The sequence below is a fragment of the Halococcus sp. PRR34 genome (assembly GCF_028617175.1).
Taxonomy (GTDB): domain Archaea; phylum Halobacteriota; class Halobacteria; order Halobacteriales; family Halococcaceae; genus Halococcus; species Halococcus salifodinae.
The window spans coordinates 232,309-253,997 of the sequence record NZ_JAQJDA010000003.1 but is presented as its reverse complement, the minus strand read 5'-3'; the positions used below and the strand labels follow the sequence as shown (position 1 = coordinate 253,997).

The 21,689-nt window shown below is 65.4% G+C and carries 19 protein-coding genes; 10 read left to right on the top strand and 9 right to left on the bottom strand.

The genetic code is table 11. The features are described 5' to 3' along the window. Window positions 1–184: 184 nt before the first annotated feature. The 4 genes from PHA81_RS06220 (at window position 185) to PHA81_RS06205 (ending at window position 5,936) form a co-directional block, all read left to right on the top strand. A complete protein-coding gene (locus PHA81_RS06220; protein WP_080510246.1) occupies window positions 185–1,774 on the top strand; it encodes an ABC transporter substrate-binding protein in 1,590 nt (529 codons plus the stop codon). A gap of 135 nt (window positions 1,775–1,909) precedes the next feature. Continuing rightward, window positions 1,910–2,860 (top strand): nickel ABC transporter permease, encoded by a 951-nt coding sequence (nikB, locus tag PHA81_RS06215; RefSeq protein ID WP_005039405.1) that lies wholly within the window; start codon window positions 1,910–1,912, stop codon window positions 2,858–2,860. Then, a complete protein-coding gene (nikC, locus tag PHA81_RS06210; RefSeq protein WP_273835850.1) occupies window positions 2,857–3,798 on the top strand; it encodes a nickel transporter permease in 942 nt (313 codons plus the stop codon). The genes nikB and nikC overlap by 4 nt, the downstream gene beginning before the upstream one ends. After that, the gene (locus PHA81_RS06205) at window positions 3,795–5,936 is read left to right on the top strand and encodes an ABC transporter ATP-binding protein (RefSeq protein WP_005039408.1); all 2,142 of its coding nucleotides are present in this window, start codon (window positions 3,795–3,797) and stop codon (window positions 5,934–5,936) included. Before nikC ends, PHA81_RS06205 begins: the two co-directional genes overlap by 4 nt. A gap of 47 nt (window positions 5,937–5,983) precedes the next feature. On the opposite strand, the gene PHA81_RS06200 is transcribed toward PHA81_RS06205, so the two are convergent. Then, window positions 5,984–6,943: a hypothetical protein gene (locus tag PHA81_RS06200; protein ID WP_005039410.1), complete on the bottom strand. Its 960-nt coding sequence runs from the start codon at window positions 6,941–6,943 to the stop codon at window positions 5,984–5,986. A gap of 108 nt (window positions 6,944–7,051) precedes the next feature. Between PHA81_RS06200 and PHA81_RS06195 the strand changes: the two genes are divergently transcribed. After that, window positions 7,052–8,038 carry an ornithine cyclodeaminase family protein gene (locus PHA81_RS06195; protein WP_273835844.1) on the top strand — a complete coding sequence of 329 codons (987 nt, stop codon included), beginning with the start codon at window positions 7,052–7,054 and terminating at the stop codon, window positions 8,036–8,038. Here the strand turns inward: PHA81_RS06195 and PHA81_RS06190 are convergent. Next, window positions 8,028–8,249 carry a hypothetical protein gene (locus PHA81_RS06190; protein ID WP_005039413.1) on the bottom strand — a complete coding sequence of 74 codons (222 nt, stop codon included), beginning with the start codon at window positions 8,247–8,249 and terminating at the stop codon, window positions 8,028–8,030. The two genes, PHA81_RS06195 and PHA81_RS06190, sit on opposite strands and share 11 nt — an antisense overlap. A gap of 118 nt (window positions 8,250–8,367) precedes the next feature. On the opposite strand from PHA81_RS06190, the gene leuS reads away from it, so the two are divergent. After that, window positions 8,368–11,025 (top strand): leucine--tRNA ligase, encoded by a 2,658-nt coding sequence (gene leuS / locus PHA81_RS06185; protein ID WP_005039416.1) that lies wholly within the window; start codon window positions 8,368–8,370, stop codon window positions 11,023–11,025. 105 nt (window positions 11,026–11,130) lie between these two features. Further along, window positions 11,131–11,583, top strand: coding sequence for a hypothetical protein (locus tag PHA81_RS06180; RefSeq protein WP_241430239.1), 453 nt, complete (start codon window positions 11,131–11,133; stop codon window positions 11,581–11,583). Between the two features lie 32 nt (window positions 11,584–11,615). Here the strand turns inward: PHA81_RS06180 and PHA81_RS06175 are convergent, their stop codons facing one another. The 4 genes from PHA81_RS06175 to PHA81_RS06160 all read right to left on the bottom strand — a co-directional run bounded on the left by PHA81_RS06175 (window position 11,616) and on the right by PHA81_RS06160 (window position 15,930). Then, a complete protein-coding gene (locus PHA81_RS06175) occupies window positions 11,616–12,071 on the bottom strand; it encodes a peroxiredoxin (protein ID WP_005039419.1) in 456 nt (151 codons plus the stop codon). 59 nt (window positions 12,072–12,130) lie between these two features. Then, window positions 12,131–12,550: an Hsp20/alpha crystallin family protein gene (locus PHA81_RS06170; protein WP_005039423.1), complete on the bottom strand. Its 420-nt coding sequence runs from the start codon at window positions 12,548–12,550 to the stop codon at window positions 12,131–12,133. A gap of 102 nt (window positions 12,551–12,652) precedes the next feature. Next, window positions 12,653–13,459, bottom strand: a complete 807-nt coding sequence (gene pheA, locus PHA81_RS06165) for a prephenate dehydratase (protein WP_005039425.1) — start codon at window positions 13,457–13,459, stop codon at window positions 12,653–12,655. Window positions 13,460–14,466: 1,007 nt separating this feature from the next. Beyond that, complete coding sequence (locus PHA81_RS06160; RefSeq protein WP_005039428.1) at window positions 14,467–15,930, bottom strand: aldehyde dehydrogenase family protein; 1,464 nt, start codon at window positions 15,928–15,930, stop codon at window positions 14,467–14,469. 113 nt (window positions 15,931–16,043) lie between these two features. Between PHA81_RS06160 and PHA81_RS06155 the strand changes: the two genes are divergently transcribed. Beyond that, window positions 16,044–16,910, top strand: a complete 867-nt coding sequence (locus tag PHA81_RS06155) for a fumarylacetoacetate hydrolase family protein (RefSeq protein WP_005039431.1) — start codon at window positions 16,044–16,046, stop codon at window positions 16,908–16,910. A 27-nt stretch (window positions 16,911–16,937) separates the two neighbouring features. On the opposite strand, the gene rpiA is transcribed toward PHA81_RS06155, so the two are convergent. Then, window positions 16,938–17,813, bottom strand: a complete 876-nt coding sequence (rpiA, locus tag PHA81_RS06150) for a ribose-5-phosphate isomerase RpiA (protein WP_005039434.1) — start codon at window positions 17,811–17,813, stop codon at window positions 16,938–16,940. A 15-nt stretch (window positions 17,814–17,828) separates the two neighbouring features. Continuing rightward, entirely contained in the window at window positions 17,829–18,872 is a 1,044-nt protein-coding gene (locus PHA81_RS06145) for an NADP-dependent phosphogluconate dehydrogenase (RefSeq protein ID WP_005039438.1), read from the bottom strand. 567 nt (window positions 18,873–19,439) lie between these two features. Between PHA81_RS06145 and PHA81_RS06140 the strand changes: the two genes are divergently transcribed. Both PHA81_RS06140 and PHA81_RS06135 read left to right on the top strand, forming a co-directional pair. Continuing rightward, window positions 19,440–19,775, top strand: a complete 336-nt coding sequence (locus PHA81_RS06140; RefSeq protein WP_005039440.1) for a HalOD1 output domain-containing protein — start codon at window positions 19,440–19,442, stop codon at window positions 19,773–19,775. A gap of 156 nt (window positions 19,776–19,931) precedes the next feature. After that, window positions 19,932–20,996 (top strand): AI-2E family transporter, encoded by a 1,065-nt coding sequence (locus PHA81_RS06135; RefSeq protein ID WP_005039442.1) that lies wholly within the window; start codon window positions 19,932–19,934, stop codon window positions 20,994–20,996. A 27-nt stretch (window positions 20,997–21,023) separates the two neighbouring features. Here PHA81_RS06135 and PHA81_RS06130 read toward each other — a convergent pair whose 3' ends face one another. After that, window positions 21,024–21,659 carry a TetR/AcrR family transcriptional regulator gene (locus PHA81_RS06130; RefSeq protein ID WP_005039445.1) on the bottom strand — a complete coding sequence of 212 codons (636 nt, stop codon included), beginning with the start codon at window positions 21,657–21,659 and terminating at the stop codon, window positions 21,024–21,026. Window positions 21,660–21,689 lie beyond the last annotated feature (30 nt).

Genomic DNA, 21,689 nt, shown 5'->3' with positions numbered 1-21,689 from the left:
CGACGGTCGTTGTGAAAGTTGGGTTGTTCTATTGCAATAGAAATTGTTTTGATGGGTTGGAATCTCGTTGTAGTCATGGCTGTAGAACGCCTTCGGCGTGAATCAGCACTCAGAGGCGTGAAAGCACGGTCGCAGTTCGATAGAGCGTCTCGTACCGGTTCGGTCGGTACGCGGGAGGACGCCGATGGGTAAGGGGTGTTCGAGACGGCGATTTCTCGGCGGTGTTGTGACTGGTGCTTCCGGGTCGATAGCGGGCTGTAGTGGCTCTCATCCGGTGTCGAACGGCTCGGAAGGCGGTTCGGACCACTCACGAACCGAGTCGACGAGCGCACCGTCTGCCTCGGAGGAATCGTTCACTGTAGCTCTCGCCCGTGACCCGACCCGAGAGAAATGGGACATCTACCGCGGCATCACTCCGTACTACACACACGTCTTCGAACCGCTCGTGGACACCACCGAGGACATGGAGACCGCGCCGTTGCTGGCCACGGAGTGGACGGCAGTCGACGACACGACGTGGGAGTTTTCGCTTCGAGACGGCGTCACCTTCCACAACGGCGATTCGCTGGGTGCCGACGCCGTGGTTCACTCGTTCGACCGCGTCTTCGAGCAGCTGTCGTGGGTTCCGGGCTGGATCGGTGTCGAACCCGACGGCGTCACCGCAGTGGACGACGCCACGGTCCGCTTCCGGACGACGGAGCCGTTTCCCGCGTTTCCCGGCACGATCTCACACAACTACTTCGGAATCCAACATCCCGATGCGACCGAGAAACCGGTTGGAACCGGCCCTTTCCAGGTGAAAAACGTCGAGGAAGAGCAGTCGATCACGCTCACACCGGACGAGAACTACCGAGGAGGAACTGCGAGCCCCGCGGAGCTCACGTTCGAATGGATCAAGGACCCCAATACGCGCGTTCTGTCGCTCGAAAAAGGATCGGTCGACATCGCACAGAAAGTCCCGAAGAGCAGAGCCACGGCCATCGACGAGGCGTCCGAAACGGCTATCGAGACCCATCTCACACCGGAGACGAGTCTCGTTGCGGTCAACCTCTACAGAGCACCGACCGACGATGAACGGCTTCGCCAGGCCCTCAGCTGGGCCGTCGATCAGCGCCGGATCGTCGAAAGTGTCCTGAACGGGATGGGGAAACCGGCACGAGGTCCGATCTCGTCGATCGTCCCGTGGGCCGTCCACGACGATCTCCCCACCGACGAGCCGGACAGGGATCGGGCACGGGAACTGGTCGAGCAGTCCGGCTACAGCGGCGAAACGCTCTCGATACTGATCAACAGCGAAAACACCGACGACAGAACGATCGCGCAGATTCTTTCGGGGTGGTTCGAGGAGATCGGAGTCGGGAGCGAAATCCGACAGGTCGATCCGGCGTCGTTCTACGATACGTTCACCGCCGGTGAGGCGAACCTGACGCTCGTCAGTTTCGGATCGAACAGCGCCGCCTGTGATTACCTCATCCGAGCGATGTTCCACTCCGACGGCAGCGACAACCGGAAGCTCCACGAGCAGAACGGAACCGGCATTTACAACCCCGGTGAGGAGATCGATCGCCTCATCGAGCAGGGATACCGAGCCGAAACGCTGGAAGAAAAGCGCGATCGCTACGGCGAGGTGCAACGACGGGTCGTCGACACTGGTGCGGTCGTCCCGCTGTACTACAACGACTACGCCTTCGGCCGACGGGCGAGCGTCGCCGGCATCGACAAACATCCCATTGCCAACATGATCGACTGGTCCGATCTGTCGCGGAACCAATGAACCGATCGAAGCGGAGCGTGAATCGGTCGACAGTCCCCGCTACAACCCCGGATCGAACGGTCCCGCCGGCGAGTGGTTGGCCGACACCGTGGCTGCACTCACAGGGACACCGATGGTGGGACACACAGCAGTGAGATGAGCGGTCAGTACCTCCTCAGACGGCTGTTGACCATGGTCGTCGTCCTGTTCGCCGTCTCGGTGCTCACGTACGGGCTGATCTTCATCACCCCCGGAGATCCGGCGCGAACGATCCTCACCCAGCAGATGGGTGGACAGACGCCGTCGCACGAAGCCGTCGCACAGTTCCGGACGGCCAAAGGTCTCGACGATTCGTTCCCCATCCAGTACGCCCGATGGATGGGTGGCGTGGTTCGCGGCGATCTCGGCCAGTCGTATTACAGCAACGGGGCCGTCACAACGATGATCGCACAACGACTACCGAACACGATCGTCCTCGCCGTCGCGTCGATGCTCGTCGCGGTCACGATCGCGGTCCCCGCCGGGATCGCCAGCGCGGTCGAGCCGGGCAGTCACACCGACTACGCCGCACAGTTCGGTGCGCTCGTCGGGGTTTCGATGCCGAACTTCTGGCTCGGCTATCTCCTCATCATCGTCTGTTCGCTCCGGCTCGACGTGTTCCCCGTCGCTGGCGCGGGTGGGCTCGAACATCTGGTCCTCCCGGCGCTGACTCTCGGATCGGGCATGGCCGCGGTTATCACCCGGTTGGTACGGACGGCGATGCTCAACGTCCTCGACGCCGACTACGTTCGCATGGCCCGATCGAAGGGGCTGCGTGAACGAATCGTCGTCTACAAACACGCGCTCCGGAACGCGCTCGTGCCCGTCGTCACCATCATCGGGCTCCAGTTGAGCTACGTTCTCAACGGTGCCGTCGTCGTCGAGGTCGTGTTTCAGCGACCGGGGCTCGGAACGCTCCTGGTCGATGCGATCTTCGCACGCGATTACCCGATCGTGCAGGGAGTGACACTCCTCATCGGGGTTATCTTCGTGCTGACGAACGTCGTGGTCGATCTCACCTACAGCCGACTCGATCCGCGCATCGATCTCGGGGGTGAACCGACGTGAGTGAGACGCCAGCCGACGTGCAACCACGGCGAGCGGACGAGGAACGGAAACAGCGATCAGACGGGGAACGGAAACAGCGATCGGACGGGGAACGGAGACGGTGGACGGGCGTGCTCCCGTCGAGCCCCCTCACACAGTTCGGTGTGATCGTCGTGTTCGCCATGCTCGTGTTCGCGGTGTTCGGGCCGATCGTGTCGCCGTACGGCCCGGCCGAGCAGGACCTCCTCAGTCGACTGCAACCGCCATCGTTGGCCCATCCACTCGGCACCGATCAGCTCGGTCGCGACGTGCTCACACGGCTCTCACACGGAGCCAGGCTGTCGCTCGGCATCGCCATCGCCGTGACGACCGTCCGGCTCGTCGTCGGTACGGTGGTCGGTCTCGTCGCGGGCTACGCCGGCGGGTGGGTCGACGAAGCACTGATGCGACTCGTCGACACGCTGCTCGCGTTTCCCGGGATCGTGCTTGCGCTCGTCATCGCCGGCGTTCTCGGGCCGAGTCTGGTGAACGTGATGCTCGCGCTGGCCGTCGTCGGTTGGGCATCGTACGCCAGACTGATCCGTAGCAGCGTCCTCTCGGTTCGAGAACGGGAGTTCGTGACCGCTTCCCGGCTGGTCGGTCGATCCCGGATACACGTCACCGCCCGCCACCTGCTGCCGAACGTCGTCGCGCCCGTCGTCGTTCTCGGGACGCTCGATATCGGCGGCGTCATCCTCGGGACTGCGGGGCTGTCCTTTCTCGGACTGGGTGCCCAACCGCCGACAGCCGAGTGGGGAACGATGCTCGCGTCGGGGCGTCCCTACCTTCGACAGGCGTGGTGGCTCGTCAACGCCCCAGGGGGCTGTATCATGCTCACCGTCCTCGGGTTCAACCTCTTGGGCGACAGTCTCAGAGACAGGCTCTCACCGGCTCAGTCGGCCCGAACGGAGCAGCTGTGAGCGACCCACTGCTTCGCGTCGAGGAGCTCCACACTCGCTTCGACACCGATCGAGGGCCCGTCCACGCGGTCGATGGCGCGTCCTTTTCGGTCGATCGTGGTGAGATCGTCGGTCTCCTCGGTGAGAGCGGCAGCGGCAAGTCCGTCACCGCCCGGTCGATCTGCAGACTGGAATCGCCGGCGCGGATCGTCGACGGAACGATCACGTTTGACGGGACCGAACTGACGACCGCCGACGAGTCCACACTCCGGCGGATCCGCGGCAACGAGCTCTCGATGGTCTTCCAAGACCCGACAGAGACGCTGAATCCGGTGTTCCCGATCGGCGAACAGATCAGCGAGGCGGTTCGAATACACGAAACGAACGGCCAGCAGCGTCTCGCCGATTTCCTCGGCGTCCCATTGCTCCGGGATCGGTCGGCGTGGGCGGAGGCACGCGAGCGCGCTGTCGAGCTGCTGGCGGCGATGGACGTGCCGAACCCAGAGTCGGGTTCGGCGGCGTTCCCTCACGAGTTCTCGGGCGGGATGCGCCAGCGTGCCGTTCTCGCCACTGCGCTGGCGAGTGAGCCCGAGCTATTGATCGCCGACGAACCGACGACGGCACTAGATACGACGACACAGGCGGACATCCTCCGACGACTTCGCACCCTCCGAGACGAGCGGGACATCGGCGTCCTCCTCATCTCTCACGACATCGGCGTCATCGCACAGACCTGTGACCGCGTCGTCGTTCTGTACGGTGGACAGGTGATGGAGGCCGGTCCGGTCGAAGAAGTACTGACTGCGCCGGAACATCCGTACACTCGAACACTGCTCGCGTGTTCGGTCCGGAGCAACGACCCGGGCGAACGAGCACGATCGATCGACGGAAATCCGCCGAACCCCATCGGTGGCCACGAGAAGTGTCCGTTCGTCGATCGCTGCCGACACGCGACCCCGGCGTGTCACGACGGACCGGTCCCGACGATCGAACGCAACCCCGACCATCGACTGGCCTGTGTGGAAGCGCCACTTCCCCCCAACCACGCAGACACTCCCGGTCAGAAACGATCGACGCCCGATAGCGTGAACGGGACGACACAGCGAGAGCGAACCGCGAGTGAATCGCGATCGAGAACCCCCGTGATCGAAGCGAAGAACGTCTCGAAGGAGTTCTCGGGGGAGCGCTCGTTTCTCGATCGACTGCGGACCGACGAGCCGTCCGCCGAAGCGGTCCGTGACGCATCGTTGTCGGTCGACACCGGTGAAACCGTCGGGCTCGTTGGCGAGAGCGGCTGCGGGAAATCCACGCTCGCAAAGCTCCTGACTGGGCAACTCACGCCGAGTCAGGGTCAGGTTCGCCTCGACGGCACTCGTGTGGGGGAGATCGGGGATCGCTCGTACAGCCAGCGGCGGCAGATCGGTGTCGTGTTCCAGCACGTCCGGGAGAGTTTCGATCCCCGGTGGCCGATCGGTCGGTCGCTTTCCGAGGCTCTCGACGACCCCGGGACGGTCTCGACGGCGGAAGCCGATCTCGACGACGTCGATGGGTTGTTGGAGAGTGTGGATCTCTCCCCGCAGATCGCCGATCGATACCCTCGGGAGCTGTCGGGCGGGCAGCTCCAGCGCGTCGCGCTGGCCCGCGCCCTCGCGCACGATCCCGACGTGATCGTTCTCGACGAACCGGTCTCCGGGCTCGACGTGGCGACACAGGCGACGATCCTCGACCTGCTCGGGGACGTACAACGACGGTTCGGTGTCGGGTACGTGTTCATCAGCCACGATCTCGATGTCGTTCGGTATCTCGCCGACAGAGTCGCGGTCATGTACGCCGGCGAGATCGTCGAGAGAGGGCCGGCGAAGGAGCTGTTCGAACAGCCGAGCCATCCGTACACCGACGCGTTGCTCCGTGCGATCCCGAGCGACGTCCCCGGTGACGATCGACCGACGCCGCTCCGCGGTGATCCGCCCGATCCGACGGATCGACCGACTGGGTGTTCGTTCCATCCGCGCTGTCCCGCCGCGACGACGGAGTGTGCCGAGCGCCAGCCCGACTTCGAGACGATCGACAGCTCACGCGTTCGGTGTTTCCATGCGCCGGATGCAACGGGCGAGAGCAACGACGATGGATCGTCGCCCGAACGAACTGGATCGAGATGAGACACGAACGGTGTTGAGTCGGGCGTCTGGCTGAGAGAAGCGTGTCGTCAGCTACTGATATCGAGGCTCGTCGTCTCGGTCGATACCGTCGCGTTCCGAGCAGTCGTCGATCCCGATGTGGTCGTGGCCATGCTCGCTGTCGCGTTCGCCGACGATGGCGTCCGACTCGGGACCGATGTCGTCCGATTCAACGCTGTGTCGGCCCACGACGGTCGGTCCGGCACATCGGTCGCACCGATGGCTGAAAACCGGGTCGTACTGACGACGCGGGTGAGATTTTCGTTCCCCGATAGCTGCTGAACAGTCCGATAGCTGTGGATGACACCCCGTCGATCGACGAGCATTCGGAGACTCGTGTTTCCGTTCGCGAACGTCTGCTCGGTTCGGGTCTTTCCCCGAACGAGATACAGCGTGGAGCCGTTGCGTTGCCGTTCGGTTACCGACGTGGTATCGGTGGTGAACCATTCGAGACGGTATCGGAGTCCCGCTCCTGCAGCACCGAACCGTGTTTGGGAACTGCTATCGAGCCGGTCGTATCTCGTCGTTCCGTTCGCATACGTTCGGTTCCACAGTGTTCGTCCGTCGTTCGACCAGACCTCGGTGCGGGCCGCGAGCGTCTCCGGATATGGCGAATAGCCCTCGCTGCTGTTACGCTCGGTGACGGCGTAAATCCCCTCGTCGCCCGACCCTACGTGGAGCGTGCTCGTGGTGTCAACGAGAACCGAACCGTTCGGTCCCAGTCCAGTCGAGTTCGACCGCTCGGTGAACGATCGATTCTGAAGAAACGAGCTATGGGCTGCCACGAGCGCGCTCGCGTTCTCGATACCCTGGCCCGTGAGTCCGGGCGCGAGCTGTGGGACCGGCGTCGGGGTGGGCTCGTCGGTCGGCACCGTCATCGGCGTGACCGTCGGTGTCGACTCACCGCCACCGTCACCCCCGAACACCCCACTACAGCCGGCAAGCACCACCAGCACGACAACGAGAACCGTCCCCACGGCACGCTGCATGCTGCCTCTCGGACACATCGTGCAAAATGTCTTTTCGTTCACCGATCACGATCGGTGTGGCGACCCCGAGAGTGGTAGAATTAAGGCTGCCGCGCAGAAATCGCCGGTATGGAAACGCTCCTGTTGGACCAGACAGCAGTCGACGCGAACGCACGGATGGACGAGGTCATCCGGGCGGTCGAGGACGCGTTCGCGGCCTACGAACGTGGCGACGCCCAGATGCCGGCCAAATCCTACATCGATCTCCCCGAGTACAACGGCGACTTCCGCTCGATGCCCGCCTATCTCGACGCGGGCGAGTGGGACGCCGCGGGTATCAAGTGGGTCAACGTCCACCCCGACAACCCCGAAAACTTCGATCTCCCGACGGTGCTCGGCACGATGATCTACTCCGATCCCGAGACCGCTCGCCCGCTCGCGATCATGGACGGCGCGGAGCTCACGATGCAGCGCACCGGCGCGGCGGCCGCGGTCGCCACCGACCATCTCGCACGCGAGGACGCCCGGAGTCTCGGTCTCGTCGGGGCGGGCGTCCAGTCGTACACCCAGGTCGAAGCCATCGCCGCCGTGCGCGACATCGAGGAGATCGTCGTCGCGGACCTCGACGACGAGGCCGTCGCGGCGTTCGTCGAGCATTTCGACGACCGGTTCGATGTCCACGGCGGCTCGATCCCGGAGGCTGCCGCCTGCGACGTGCTTTCTACGGTGACCCCGAGCACCGCCCCGCTCGTCTCCAGAGACGACCTCGGCGAGCACACCCACGTCAACGCGATGGGCGCGGATGCCGCCGACAAGCAGGAGCTCGATCCCACGATCCTCCGCGACGCCCGGCTCGTGATCGACGACCACGCTCAAACCACCCACTCCGGCGAGATCAGTATCCCGTACGCAGACGGCGTGATCAGCGACGCCGACATCGACAGCGCGGTCGGCGAGATCGTCGTCGGCGAAGCGTCGGGCCGCACCCCCGAGGACGGCATCTCGGTGTTCGACAGCACCGGCCTCGCGATCCAGGACGTGGCGACCGCTCACGTGGTCTACGAGCACGCCCGCGAGAACGACAACGGCGAGTCGTTCGCGTTCGTCAGTCAGTAGCTCGATCCGCGCCCCGATCGAACAGTCTCGTCAGCACCCAGACGATCACGAGCACCGGCAGCAACGGCAGCGCGACGACCAACAGGCCGACGAGGATCGACCACCCGATGACGTCCATCTCGGTGTCGCGATGCATCTGCGATGGCGGCGTCACTGTCCGCAGCACTTTCCGTGCGGTTCCGGGTTCGTCGTCCGATTCCTCCTGGCTCATGCCGTCGTTTACGTGTCGCGTCGTAAAGAGCGTCGCGGTCGGACGGGGCTCGTGTTTGCGGTGGACGATGGCAACCTATAGATGGATGGATCGGTTACGACGGACAACGCCATCTCTCATGCAACAACAGGACACCTACGACCACGCCGACGTCGAACAGAAGTGGCAGGCCCGCTGGGAGGAGTCGGACGTCTTCCGCATCTCCGACGATGCGACCGACCCGAGCTACGTCCTCAGTATGTTTCCCTACCCCTCGGGCGACCTCCACATGGGCCACGTCCGCAACTACACCATCACCGACGCCTACGCCCGCTACAAGCGGATGCAGGGCGAAAGCGTGCTTCACCCGATGGGGTGGGATTCGTTCGGCCTCCCCGCAGAAAACGCCGCGATCGAGCGCGAGATCGACCCCCGGGAGTGGACGATGGACTGCATCGACACCATGCGAGACCAGATGCAGTCGATCGGATTCGGTATCGACTGGGACAGGGAGATCACGACCTGCGAGCCCGAGTACTACCGCTGGAACCAGTGGCTGTTCAAGCAGTTCTACGAGGAGGGGCTCGCCGAGCAGAAGGGCGGCGAAGTCAACTGGTGTCCGTCCTGTGAGACCGTCCTCGCCGACGAGCAGGTCGAAGGCGAGGCGGAGCTGTGCTGGCGGTGTGACACCCCCGTCGAGACCCGAACCCTCGATCAGTGGTTCTTGAAGATCACCGAGTACGCCGACGACCTGCTCGACGGGATCGACGGGTTGGAGCAGTGGCCCGACAACGTCCGAGGGATGCAGCGCAACTGGATCGGCCGCCAGGAGGGCGCGACCGTGGAGTTCGGCACCGACTACGGTCCGGTCGAGGTCTTTACCACGCGACTCGACACCCTCTACGGCGCGACCTTCTTCGCGCTCGCACCGGATCACGAGATGACTCGGGAGATCGTCGCCGACGATCCCGACCTCGCCGCAGCGGTCGACGAGCTCGATCCGGAGGCCGACACCGACGAGAAGAACGGCGTGTTCACCGGCGAGTACGCGATCAATCCCGCGACGGGCGAGGACATCCCGATCTACGTCGCCGACTTCGTGCTCGCCGACGTGGGGACCGGCGCGCTGATGGGCGTTCCCGGCCACGACGAGCGCGACCACGAGTTCGCCGCGGAGTACGACATCGAGATCCGTCAGGTCGTCGCACCCGATGACGGAGGCGAAAGCGACACCGCGGAGGTCTCGGAGGGGGCCTACACCGATGACGGCGTCCTGATCGACAGCGGCGAGTACGACGGCGTGGCGAGCGGCGAGGCACGCGAACAGCTGATTGCGGACCTCGACACGGCGGCCCACCACACCCAGTACCGGCTGCGCGACTGGCTCATCTCTCGTCAGCGCTACTGGGGCACGCCGATTCCAGTAGTTCACTGCGAGGAGTGCGGCCCGGTCATGGTCCCCGACGAGGATTTGCCCGTGGAGCTCCCCGAGTTCGTCCCGACGCCGACGGGCAACCCGATCGAAGAGGTCGAGTCGTTCGTCGAAACCGAGTGTCCCGACTGTGGTGGCCCTGCGGAACGCGAGACCGACACGATGGACACGTTCGTCGACTCGTCGTGGTACTTCCTCCGATTCACCTCGCCCGACCGTGCGGACGTGCCGTTCGACACCGAGCGCGCGAACGACTGGCTGCCGGTCGACGAGTACGTGGGCGGGATCGAACACGCGGTCATGCACCTGCTGTACTCGCGGTTCGTGACCCGCGCGATTGCGGACATGGAGCTGCTCGACGTCGACGAGCCGTTCGAGCACTACCTCCCCCAGGGAATGGTCCAGCTCGACGGGACGGCGATGTCCTCCAGCACGGGCAACGTGGTCTCGCCCGTCGAGATCATGGCAGAGTACGGCGCGGACACGGCCCGGCTGTTCATGATGGGCGCGGCCCGCCCCGCGAAGGACTTCGACTGGACCGAGCGCGGCGTCCGGTCGAGCAACGAGTTCATCCGCCGGTTGTTCGGCACGGTCGAGGCGTTCACCGACGGCGATCTCTCGACGACCGATGCGGGCGATCGACCGATCGACGCGTACGTCGCCCGCGAGATCGACGCGACGATCGCGGAGGCAACCGGAGGGTACGAGGCGTTCCGGTTCAACGAGGCCCTCCGGGAGGCGCGCGGGCTGGTCTCACTGCTCGGCCAGTACCGCGAGTACACGACCCCCGACACGGCAACGTTCGAGCGGGGGCTCCGGACGGCGGTCAGGCTGCTCGCGCCCGTCGCACCCCACGTCGCCGAGGAGTCGTGGGCCACGCTCGGCAACGAGGGGTTCGTGGCCGAGGCCGCGTGGCCCGACCCCGACGGCGGTGTCGAGGACTACGCCGCCGAGCGCCGCCTCGTCGAGAACACCCGTGAGGACGTCCGTGACATCCTCGACGTGGCCGGGATCGAGAACCCCGAAACCATCGAGGTCGCGGTCGCCCCCGAGTGGAAACATCGTGCGCTCGACGTCGCGATCGAAGCCGACGACGACGTCGTGGGCACGGTGATGGCCGACGAGGAGCTCCGGACGCACGGCGAGGACGCCGCCGACTACGCGAAGGACCTCGCCGCGAACCCTCAGGCACTCTCCGAAACGCTCGCGCCCGACCACGAGTACGACGCACTCGAACGCGCGTCGTGGCTGCTCGATCGAGAGTTCGACGCCACAATCGTGCTCGAACGCGCCGCCGAGGCTCCTGACGACCTGGTAAGTAAGGCGCGACCGGGCCGGCCAGCGATCGAGATTCGCGAGGGATAGCTCACCCGTCTAACGGCTGCCGAAAACCATAGGAAGTGGGAGCGTCTGTGCGAGCTCGTGGGTGCGTTCGCCACTGCGGTTCAAAACCGGCTGTGTGATACACTCGTGGAGCGGTGCGACGACTACGACTGGGAGATCGAACGCCGAATTGCAGGGACGCCGGTCGACATCGCTGGCTGCCGTTCGGCGGAGTGGGTACTCGTTGAACTCGAATGGCGACGAGCCGACCCCGCCGACAACACCGCGAAACTGTTTCGCCATCTCGCCGAGGGTGCGTTCGATGACGGCAACGCTCCCGACGCCAGCGACACGTCCGACGCCGATCGCGTCGCCGTCTTTCAGGTATTTACCGGTTACTACGATCTCACGAGCGGCGGTGTCTCCGCAAAACGGGAAAACGCCGAGTTCGTCGGCCGGGTCGCGAGCGACGCGCTCGATCGGTTCACCTACGCACCAATCGAGTTCGAACTCGATCCACCGAAGCGCGGCGGCGAACGCTCGGACGACTGGCAGGCCGTCACCGACGCAACCGCTCGGACGATCGCGACTCGGCTCTGACTCGGTTTGTCGCCTCTCGGTAACTTCTCGCCTCAGTCGTCGAGCGACGCGAGGTCAGCGTCGAGCGCGTCGCCGAGCACCGTCCGGGCGTGACCGTCGGGATCGACGCCAGTGTAGACCCGCTGGATTTCACTGTCACTGATGACGAACGTCGTCCGTGCGGCCGCGCCGCTTGACGTGTCGACGCCGAAGGCGTCGGCGACCTCGCCATCGGGGTCGGCGAGCAGGTCGAAGTCGAGGTCCTCCTGGTCGGCGAACGCGCGGTGGGAGTCGACGCCGTCGGTCGAGACGCCGTAGACCGTGACGCCGGCGTCGCGATAGCTCTCGTGCTCCTGCTCGAACTGGTTGGCTTCGACAGTGCAGCCGGGCGTGTCGTCGCGCGGGTAGAAGTACACGACCGTGGGGTCGTCGAAGGCGGGCGCGACCGTCTCGCCGTCCTGGTTGGGTGCCGAGACATCGGGTGCGGGGTCGCCGGCTGTGAGCGTCATGCATCCGCTCCGGCGTCGAGGCTGAAAGCGGCCTCGGTCGAGGGTGGAATCGCGCTCGATCAGTCGATGTCGATGCTGCGCGAGTCGTCGAGATCCGTGGCCTTCGGCAGCGTCACAGTCAGGACGCCGTTGGTGTAGGTGGCGCTGGCTTCGTCCTCTTCGACGTTCTCGGGCAGCGAGAGGGTGCGGCTGACCGAGTGGCGGCGGCGCTCGCGCCGGAGGTAGTCGCCCTCGCCCTCCTCGGTGGATTCGTCGCGTTCGGCGGTGATTCGGAGGGTGCGGTCGGCCACCGAGAGATCGATGTCCTCGCGGTCGTAGCCCGGCAGGTCGGCGGTGACCTCGAAAGCGTCGTCGCGGTCGGCGAGGTCGACCGAGAGCTGCTGGGTTCCGGGGACCGGCATGTCGTCGAACTGGCCGAGCTGCTGGTTCATCCGCTCGAACATCTGCTCGATCTCCTCGAAGGGGTTGCGTCGCGACATGGCGCTTCAGCATAGGCCCGCGATGGACTTAACTTTGACAGGTAGCCGGCTGCGCACCCACTGCACGCTCACCGCACGCCAACCGCATCCTCACCGCACCCCTCACGCCACGACGTGTTCGGTGTCGTACGAGCCGAGCCGGCAGACCCAGCCCTCCTCGGCGATGGCCTCGATGGATTCGACCGCTTCCTGAGTGCGCTCCTCGTAGAGCCCGGCGGCGACGTCGATGTGGAAGACGTAATCGCCGAGGCGCTCGCCGCTCGGGCGCGACTCGGCCCGAGTGAGGTTGATCCCGCGATCGGCGAACGGTTCAAGCAGATCGAGCAGCAGCCCAGGATAATCGTCGTTCGGGTAGACGACGAGCGAGGTCTTCCCGCCGGCCGCGGAGCGTTCGGCGCGCGGGGCGATCGCGACGAACCGCGTGGCGTTCGAGGCCTGATCCTGGATCCCCTCGGCGAGCACGGAGAGGTCGTCGCCGGCGGTGTCGGGGTGGGCGATCGCCGCCATGTTCGGGTCCTCGCGGGCGCGCTCGACCCCTCGGGCGGTAGAGGCGACCGCTTCGAGTGCCACGTCGGGATACTCGACGTCGAGGAACGCCCGGCACTGTGCGAGCGCCTGGGAGTGACTCGCCACGGTGTCGAATTCGGGCCCCTGGGCCAACAGTGCGTGGCGAATCGGGGTGACGAGCTCGCGGACGACCGCGACCTCGTACTCGGTGAGCGCGTCGAGGCTCTCGGTCACCGAACCCTCGATGCTGTTCTCGACCGGGAGCACGCCGCGCGGGGCCGCGCCATCGGCGACCGCCGCGACGATCCCCGTGACCGATTCGCGGAACTCGACCTCGTCGGCGATCGCCCCCGCCGCCCGATGGGAGTAGGTCCCCTCGGGCCCGAGTGTGACTGCGTTCATGCGCTCTCGTGCCGTGGGGTGGTGAAAAACGCGTCGTTGGACAATCGATTTATGTTCTGCTGAGACACGGGAGACCATGCCTCTGGACTCGCGACGTCTGTTGGAAGAGAGCCTGCCCGTCGGGGGACTGCTGTTCGCGTGGTACGTGCTGAGTGCGCTCGTCGCGGCGCTCGCAAACGGATCGTTTCTCGGAACGCTTTCGATCGGCTTTCAAATCGTCGGGTCCGCCACCGCGGTGGTGTTCGTCGTCGTCCGTGGCATCGCTATCGCCCGCGAAACTCGTCCGCTCCGCTTGTCGGGTGATCTCCGCGAGCTTCTCGACGAGAGTACCGTGGTCGCAGTGCCCGTCCTCGTGTGGGTCGCTCTCGGAACCCTCGTCGCGCTACCGTTCGGTCTTTTCAGGTTCGGGACCAGTGTTCCGACACTCGTCGCCGCCTTCGTACAGACAGCGATCGCGACCACGGGACTGTACGTCGTGGTCCGTGTCGTGCCGGTTCTCCGCTCGGGAGTCGGATCGGGCAGAACCGCCGCTCTCGGCGACGACTGCCGCGTGCGGTGGCGGTGCGGTCTGCGGGCCTGGCGGATGAAGGGCGAGGCGCGCGAACGAGGCCGCAGGCCGAGTGAGCAGCGAACACCGGAGCACGCTTCGCGTGCTCCGAGCTCCCGTTCGCTTCGCTCACGGGAACGAAGGGAGCGCGCGGCGAGGGCTTCGGCGGTGCTGTGCGGTGCAGTTGCGGTCCTCGGTGGATCGAGGGCGAGGCCCGCTTCGCGGGCCGAGGGCTCGGACGGTGCTGTGCGGTTGCGGAAAGGGGTAGCAACTGTACCGCGAGTGAGCGGGGCGAACGAGCGGCAGTTTTTGGTCCAGATTTTTACGAGGAGTGGTCCCCGCAGCGAGTCGGCGAAGCCGACGAGCGAGGAGACCCGACGTGGTTCGAAAGACGCCGGAGGCGTCTTTCGTCATGCCGAGACGGCGGAGCCGTCTCGTAACAAAGTAAAAAGGTGGGTGTCTAGTAGTTATCGTAGACAGTTTTGATGATGGTGAAGTAGTCCATCCCCTCCTCGCCCTGTTCGCGGTAGGTCTCGCTGGAAGAGGCGTTCATGCCGCCGAAGGGAACGTGGAGTTCGAGGCCGGTGGTGGCTTCGTTGACCTTCACGACGCCGAAGTCGACCTCGTCGACGAAGCGGTTGGCCTGAGTGTGGTCGTCGGTGACGATCCCGGCCGCCAGTCCGAACTCGACATCGTTGGCGAGGTCGATCGCTTCCTCGAAATCGCTCACGGTCATGATCCCCACGAAGGGGCCGAACACCTCCTCCTGCATTACGGTCGCATCGGAGTCCAAGCCGGTGAGGATCGTCGGCTCGACGAAGTAGCCGTTCTCGTACTCGTCGCCGTCGGGTTGGCCGCCGCCGTACTCGACGGTCGCGCCTTCGTCTTTGGCGGTCTCGACGTCGTCGAGGGTGCCCTCGATTTCGCCCTCGTTCGCCTGGGGGCCCATGTCCGCCCCGTCGAGGGCGGCCCCGATCTCGATCGATTTCGCATAGTCGACGAGCGCGTCGACGAACTCGTCGTGGACCGACTCGTGGACGATCACCCGCTCGGTCGCGGTGCAGGCTTGTCCTGTGACGCCGAACGCACCGCCGCCAACGATTTGTGCGGCCTCCTCGACGTCGGCGCTCTCGGTCACGACGGTGGGGTTTTTCGAGCCGAGCTCGGTCTGGACGCGCTTGTGGGCGTCAGTAGCCTGCTCGTAGATCATATCGCCGACCGAGCGACTCCCCGTGAAGGAGACGGCGTCGACCTCGTCGTGTTCGACGATCGGCTGGCCGACCTCCTCGCCGCCACCGGTCAGGACGTTCACGACACCATCGGGGGCATCCACGGCGTCGGCGGCCTCGGCGAGACATTCGGTGACCTTCAGAAAGACCGTCGGCGCGTCCTGTGAGAGCTTACAGACCACGGTGTTGCCCGTCGCGAGCGCGGGAGCCATCTTCCACGAGGGGATTGCGATGGGGTAGTTCCACGGGACGATCAGGCCCGCGACGCCCATCGGCTCGCGGACGGTGTAGAGGTTCTGTCCGGTGGCGCTCGGATTGCTGGCCTCGCCGGCGTAGTCCATGGCCTTCTCGGCGTAGTAGTAGAAGATGTTGATCGCGCGGCCGACCTCGCCGCCGGCCTCGCCGAGCGCCTTGCCCTCCTCGCGCGCGAGCGTCTCGGTGAGTTCCTCGCGTCGGTCGTCCATCCGCTTGGCTGTCTCGCGCAGGAGTTTGCCGCGAGCGGGTCCCGGGGTCTCCGCCCACGCGTCCCGGGCGGCTGCGGCAGCCTCGATGGCACCACGGGCGTCGGCGCTGCTCGAATCCTGACACTCCGCCACCGTCTCGTCGGTGTTCGCGGGGTTTTCGACCGCGAACGTCTCGCCGGTTTCGGAGGCGCGCCACTCCCCGTCAACGTAGTTCTCGTAGGTGTCTGCCATCGCTGGAGCAACGGACGCGAGACATACCCTTCTTTCGGCCTGCTATCTCAGGCTCACGGTGTTCGTGCGTCGATCACCCTGACGGCTTTGTGCGGGGAGGTCGTACCGCCGGCATGCGCTACTACCGCGTGGCGACCGACCAAGGCACGAAGCTCGTCGCCCGCGACGACGAGAAGGCCTACGACCTCACCGGGGCGCGCGACGGACTCCGCGACTTTTGCGACCTCGCTCAGGTCGCGGACGTCGTCGACACCGACGTCGACGGCGTGACCGAGCGCCTGACCGCCGACGCGCCGCTGCTCGACGCCGAATCGGTGGCCGAGCGGGCGACCCTGCCGGCGATCCCGGGCGAAGTCTGGGCCGCCGGCGTCACCTACGAGGTAAGCAGCGACGCCCGCGAAGAGGAGAGCGGCCGCGGCGAGATCTACCAGGGCGTCTTCGAAGGCGACCGCCCGGAGGTCTTCTTCAAAGCCACTCCCTCACGGACTGTGGGCCCTGGCGAGGGTGTCGGGATCCGCGAGGACTCCGAGTGGGACGTGCCCGAACCCGAACTCGGCGTCGTGGTCTACCGCGACGAGATCGTGGGCTACACCGTCGGCAACGACATGAGCAGTCGGTCGATCGAGGGCGAGAACCCGCTGTACCTCCCCCAGGCCAAAGTCTACGACCGGTGCTGTGCCATCGGCCCCTGCATCGCGTCGCCCGAAACCGTCGGCGATCCTCGGGATCTGGAGCTCTCGATGACGATCGAGCGCGACGGCGAGACGCTGTTCGACGACAGCACGTCGACTTCACGGATGGTGCGCTCGCCCGAGGAGCTCGTCTCGTACACGACTCGCCACAATCCGCTGCCCGAGCTCGCGGTGGTTCTCACCGGGACCTCGCTGGTGCCCGAGGAGTTCACGCTCGAAGCGGATGATCAGGTTGCGATCGGAATCGAGAACGTCGGACAGCTCGAAAATACCGTTATCGAGGTCTGAAACGACGTAGACCGGAATCGGCCGTCCTCAAAACGTGATCGTGTCGACATCGTCCCCGGTCCCAAGATAGACCGCATCGACCATGTCAAGGAAGATGCCGTGGTCGAGGACGCCGGGGATCGCGTCGAGTTCCTGCGCCGTGCCCGCCGCATCGTCGAGCCCGCCAAAGTCACAGTCGAGCACGAGGTTGCCGTTCGCGGTGAACACCGGCCCGTCCTTGCGTTCGGCCATCCGAAGGTCGGGCTCGCCGCCGGCCTCGCGCACCCACTCGGCGACGACCTCGCGGGCGTCGGGCATCACTTCCACAGGAACGGGGTAGTCGAGCGGGTCGGTCGCCTTCTCCTCGTCAGTGGTGATGACCAGCTCGTCGGCCATCGCGTCGATCACCTTCTCGCGGGCGTGTGCGCCGCCGCCGCCCTTGATGACGGTAGGCTCGTTCTCCGAGTACTGGTCCGCGCCGTCGACCGTGATGTCGAGCTCGGTGACTGCGTCGAGCGTGACGAGCGGGATCGCGGCCTCCTTCGCGAGCTCGTGGGACTGAAGCGAGGTCGCCACGCCGCGGACGTCCTCCAACTCTCCCTCGCGGAGCAGCCGACCGATCTCGGCGACCGTCCACGCCGTCGTGCTCCCGGTCCCGAGCCCGACGTCCATCCCGTCCTCGATGAGTTCTTGCGCTGCGCGCTCGCCCGCCCGTCGTCGGCGCTCGTCGAAAACGCCCTCTGCGCCGCTCTTGATCCGGTTCGGCGACGGGACCACTTCGATATGCTCGCGGATCGCTGCGTCGTCGAGGTCGAGCCCGTGGTCGTCGAGCGCCGCGCGGGCCTGCTCGATCGCCTCGTCTTCGGTTTCCGCCCATTCACGGATCTGCTCGTCGTCGGCCGTGTAGGTGAACTCTTTTGCCATCGTTCGTATCTCCGCTTATCCGTCGTCGGATCGATCGACCGGCCGGAGCGGGTCCATCTCCTCCTCGTCACGGAGTTCGTGGCGGACGTCGTTTCGGACCCGACCGGTGAACCGTTCCTCCCTGATGTGTTCGTCCTCGCCGAAGGGGTGTTCGCCGAACCCGTGTCGCATCAGCGCGACTGCCCGCGGGGCGTGGCGCTGGTTGCCCCGTGATTTGAACAGCTCCATCACCGACTGGCTGATGACCGGGATCGGCGTCTCGCCCTTGAACGCCTCCTGAACCAGCCAGTTGACTTCCCCAGTGTCCTCGATGTAGTGGGGGATCTCCTCGAACTCGGGGGCGTCCGATTGCTGGTCCTCGTGGCGGAGGCCCTTCTCCATGAGTTCGACCAGCCAGCTCTCGATGACCGCGCCGTTCGACCAGTTGTGGAACACGTCGGCCATGTCGACGTCGAAGTCACCGGCTTCGAGGAGTTCGACCCCCTCCGCGATCGACTGGAGCATCCCGAACTCGATCCCGTTGTGGACGAGCTTCACGAAGTGTCCACTCCCTGGCGGTCCCACGTGCAGGAGACCGCCGTCGACCGACAGCGTGTCGAGATAGGGCTCGGCGATCTCGAATCCTTCTTCCTTTCCGCCGACCATGAAACAGGCCCCCTCGCTCGCACGCGGTGGTCCGCCGCTGGTCCCTGTATCGAGGTAGTAGACACCCTCCTCCCATGCGCGCTCCTCGCGGCGCATCGAGTCGCGCCAGAAGGAGTTGCCGCCGTCCATCACGACGTCGCCCTCGTCGAGATGATCGAGTAGAGCATCGAGTTCGTCGTCGATCAGGCCACCGGCGGGCAGCGAGAGGTAGATCACGCGTGGTGGGTCGAGCTCCTCGACCAGCGTGTCGTACTCGCCGGCATCGTGGACCTCGACCCCCGTATCGTCGAGGTCGGGCCGATCGGCCGTGTCGAACCCGACAACTCGGATGTCTTTTCCGATAGCCTGGCGCGCGAGGTTGCCCCCGATCTTGCCCAGTCCAACGATGGCGAGTTCGCGGTTGTCTCCTGACATGGCTCGAAATCTCCGTCGTCCGGCGGTTCGCCGATCCTCCGTGGCACGGCAACCGCCCCGTGAACGTCGCGTCCGAACCAATCTCCCACGGCGATTCACATAGGCGTGTTGCCTGCGCCACCGAATCGAAGGGAGCATCGAGTGTACGGGCGTCACGACCCGATCGACAGCGATAGCCCCGATACAAGGACGAACGACGGCACAAGACTTATGCTGACGAAACGTTTAGTCAGGGCCGGGGTGCGATGCCGCTTCATCCCACCATCGGGGGAGTACAAACCAACCGTTGCGTGGCATCACCGCACGGTTTTGACCTGGTTAGCAGCCTTCCCCCGTCGGCCCATTCTACGGCACGTGATCGGAAGAGCGATCTGTGGAGAGCCACCGGAACGATACCGTCGACGACTCGTCGATCCCGCTCGTCGACGGTTCGATCGCCGTGTGGGCACTACAATGGCCGAATCCCGGCAACTCCTTCGACTGAAGGAGGCAGAAGATTGATATTGAATGAATGGTTAGTCAGAATGTCGAGCGGCGATCCCATATGGCGCTCGGCGGAGTACACGAATGAGCAACCACGAGGCTAAAGCGACCGAAACACGATGGAACGGACAGTATATCGGCCGTCACTACTGGGACGAAGCGGGCTCGCTTCGCGAGTCCATCGTCGAGGCGGTCGCGACGGCGACCGGCACGAACACGACAGCCGTCGCCGCCGACTACGGCGAGGATCACTCACGAACCGTCGAACGACTCTTCGGTGGAACCACGGACGAAGAGCCCCGGTCGTACGGGGTGATTCGGTTCACGCTCGCCGGATCGACCGTCACGGTGCACAGCGACGGTCGGCTCGTCGTCGAGTCAACGGACGGGGCTGCGACGCGACGACCGGCCGTCGGGTGAGGATCGCTCCGGTGTAGACCGCGGCCCCGGCGTCAGAGAGTCGATCCGTCGCCATGCAGTTGCGGGTGAGACGAATCCGACGATCGCGCCGGGGCGGCTCGGATCACGGGTGAAGCGGCACCGGCGCTTATGAGTGCGCCACGCGTTCGCAGGGATATGTCCATCGAACGAAGTCTGCTCCTCGCCGCGATCGCCCTCTTCGGCGCGGTCGCCGTCCTCATGGTGCTGCCCTACGAGCAGTATCTGCTGCTCGCGATCCTGCTCGCCTACCTGCTCTACCCGCTCCAATGTCGCCTCCGGGAGTACGTCGGGAGTCGGGGGTCGGCAGGACTACTCATCGTCGGATCGTTTCTCGCCGTGATCGTTCCGCTCGGGGTGCTCGTCGGTGTCGGCGTCCGACAGGCGTCCACGATTCTCGTTGCGATCGAGCGCGGCGAGTTCAGCGTCGGGGCGATCGAGAGCCGCTTGAGCGAGCAGACCGGCATCCCGATGAACATCGATCGGATCCTGACGGAGTGGAACCTCGATCCATCCGCGCTGCTCGGCGGTTCCGGCGGGGACGGCGCAACAGCGCTTCTCGGTAATGTCAGCCAGGTGCTCGGCAACGTCGTGAGCGTCATCGGCAGTCTCTCGAACATCGCGATCGGCATCACTGTCCTCCTGTTCGTGCTCTACTACCTGCTCGCGGACGGCCCGGCACTCGCGGCGTGGCTCCGGGCCGTCTCGCCGGTCAGAGAGACGACGATCGACCGGCTCTACGAGCGGAGCGATCGGCTGATGTGGGCGGTCGTGTTCGGCAACATCCTCGTCGCCGTCGTCCAGGGCGTGCTCCTCGGGATCGGGTTCGCCGTCCTCGGCGTGCCGAACGCGATCTTCTGGACGATCACGACCACCGTGCTGGCGCTGTTGCCGATCATCGGCGCGTCGGTCGTCTGGCTCCCCGCTGCCGGCTATCTCGTGCTCGTCGACCGCCCGGTGATCGCGGTGGCGCTGTTCGTCTACGGCGCGCTGGTCGTGAGTCTCTCGGACAACTACCTCCGGCCGATGATCGGCGGGCGCGAGGCGCGGCTCAACCCCGGCCTGTTCGTCGTTGGCCTCTTCGGCGGCCTCGCGGTGTTCGGCTTCATGGGACTGTTCTTCGGACCGGTCGTCCTCGGCCTGCTCAAGGTGCTCGTCGAGGTGTTCGCGGAGTACCGACCGCCGGCCCGTTCGGCGATGTGACGTCGTCGCCACGACATCGCCGATGGCTCAGTCGTGCGTTCGGTCGTGTGGGTCGTCTTCCCGGCCCATAGTATCGGTGAGTCCGGCAGCGATCGTCTCGATCATCGTGTCGCGGATCGCGGGGTAGCGGTCCTCGCCGATCTCCTCGCGGTACGGCGCGAGGGTCACCGCCGCCTCGATGGTGCCGGCGATCGCTTCGGGATCGCCATCTCGAATCGTCCCCTCGGCCTGCCACGCTTCGACGTACGGCAGGAGGTAGCCGAGTTCGCGGTCGATCTGTTCGGCCAGTTCCTCGTCGGAGTAGAGGCGCGTCAGCCGCTCGTAGTCGTCGCCGGTGAACAGCTGTTCGACGAGCGGGTTCGTCTCCAGCTCCTCGAACGTGATCCGGAGGAACTCCTGAATAGCGCGCTCGGGATCGTCCGTCTCCTCCAACGGCGTGACGGCGCGCCCGTAGAACCGCTCGGTCTCGCGGTCGAGGACCGCGAGGTAGAGCTCGTCCTTCGAGTCGAAGAACTGATAGAACGTGCTCGGCGCGATGTCGACCTCTCCTGTGAGATCGGCGATCGTGGTCTTGTCGATCCCGTAGCGCGCGAACTGCGTCCGGCCCGCATCGAGGAGTTCTTCTCTGAGGAGATCCCGTTTTTCGTCGCTGAATCCCTTCATCTGTCAGCCATTTGTGAGTGGGGCGTGCGG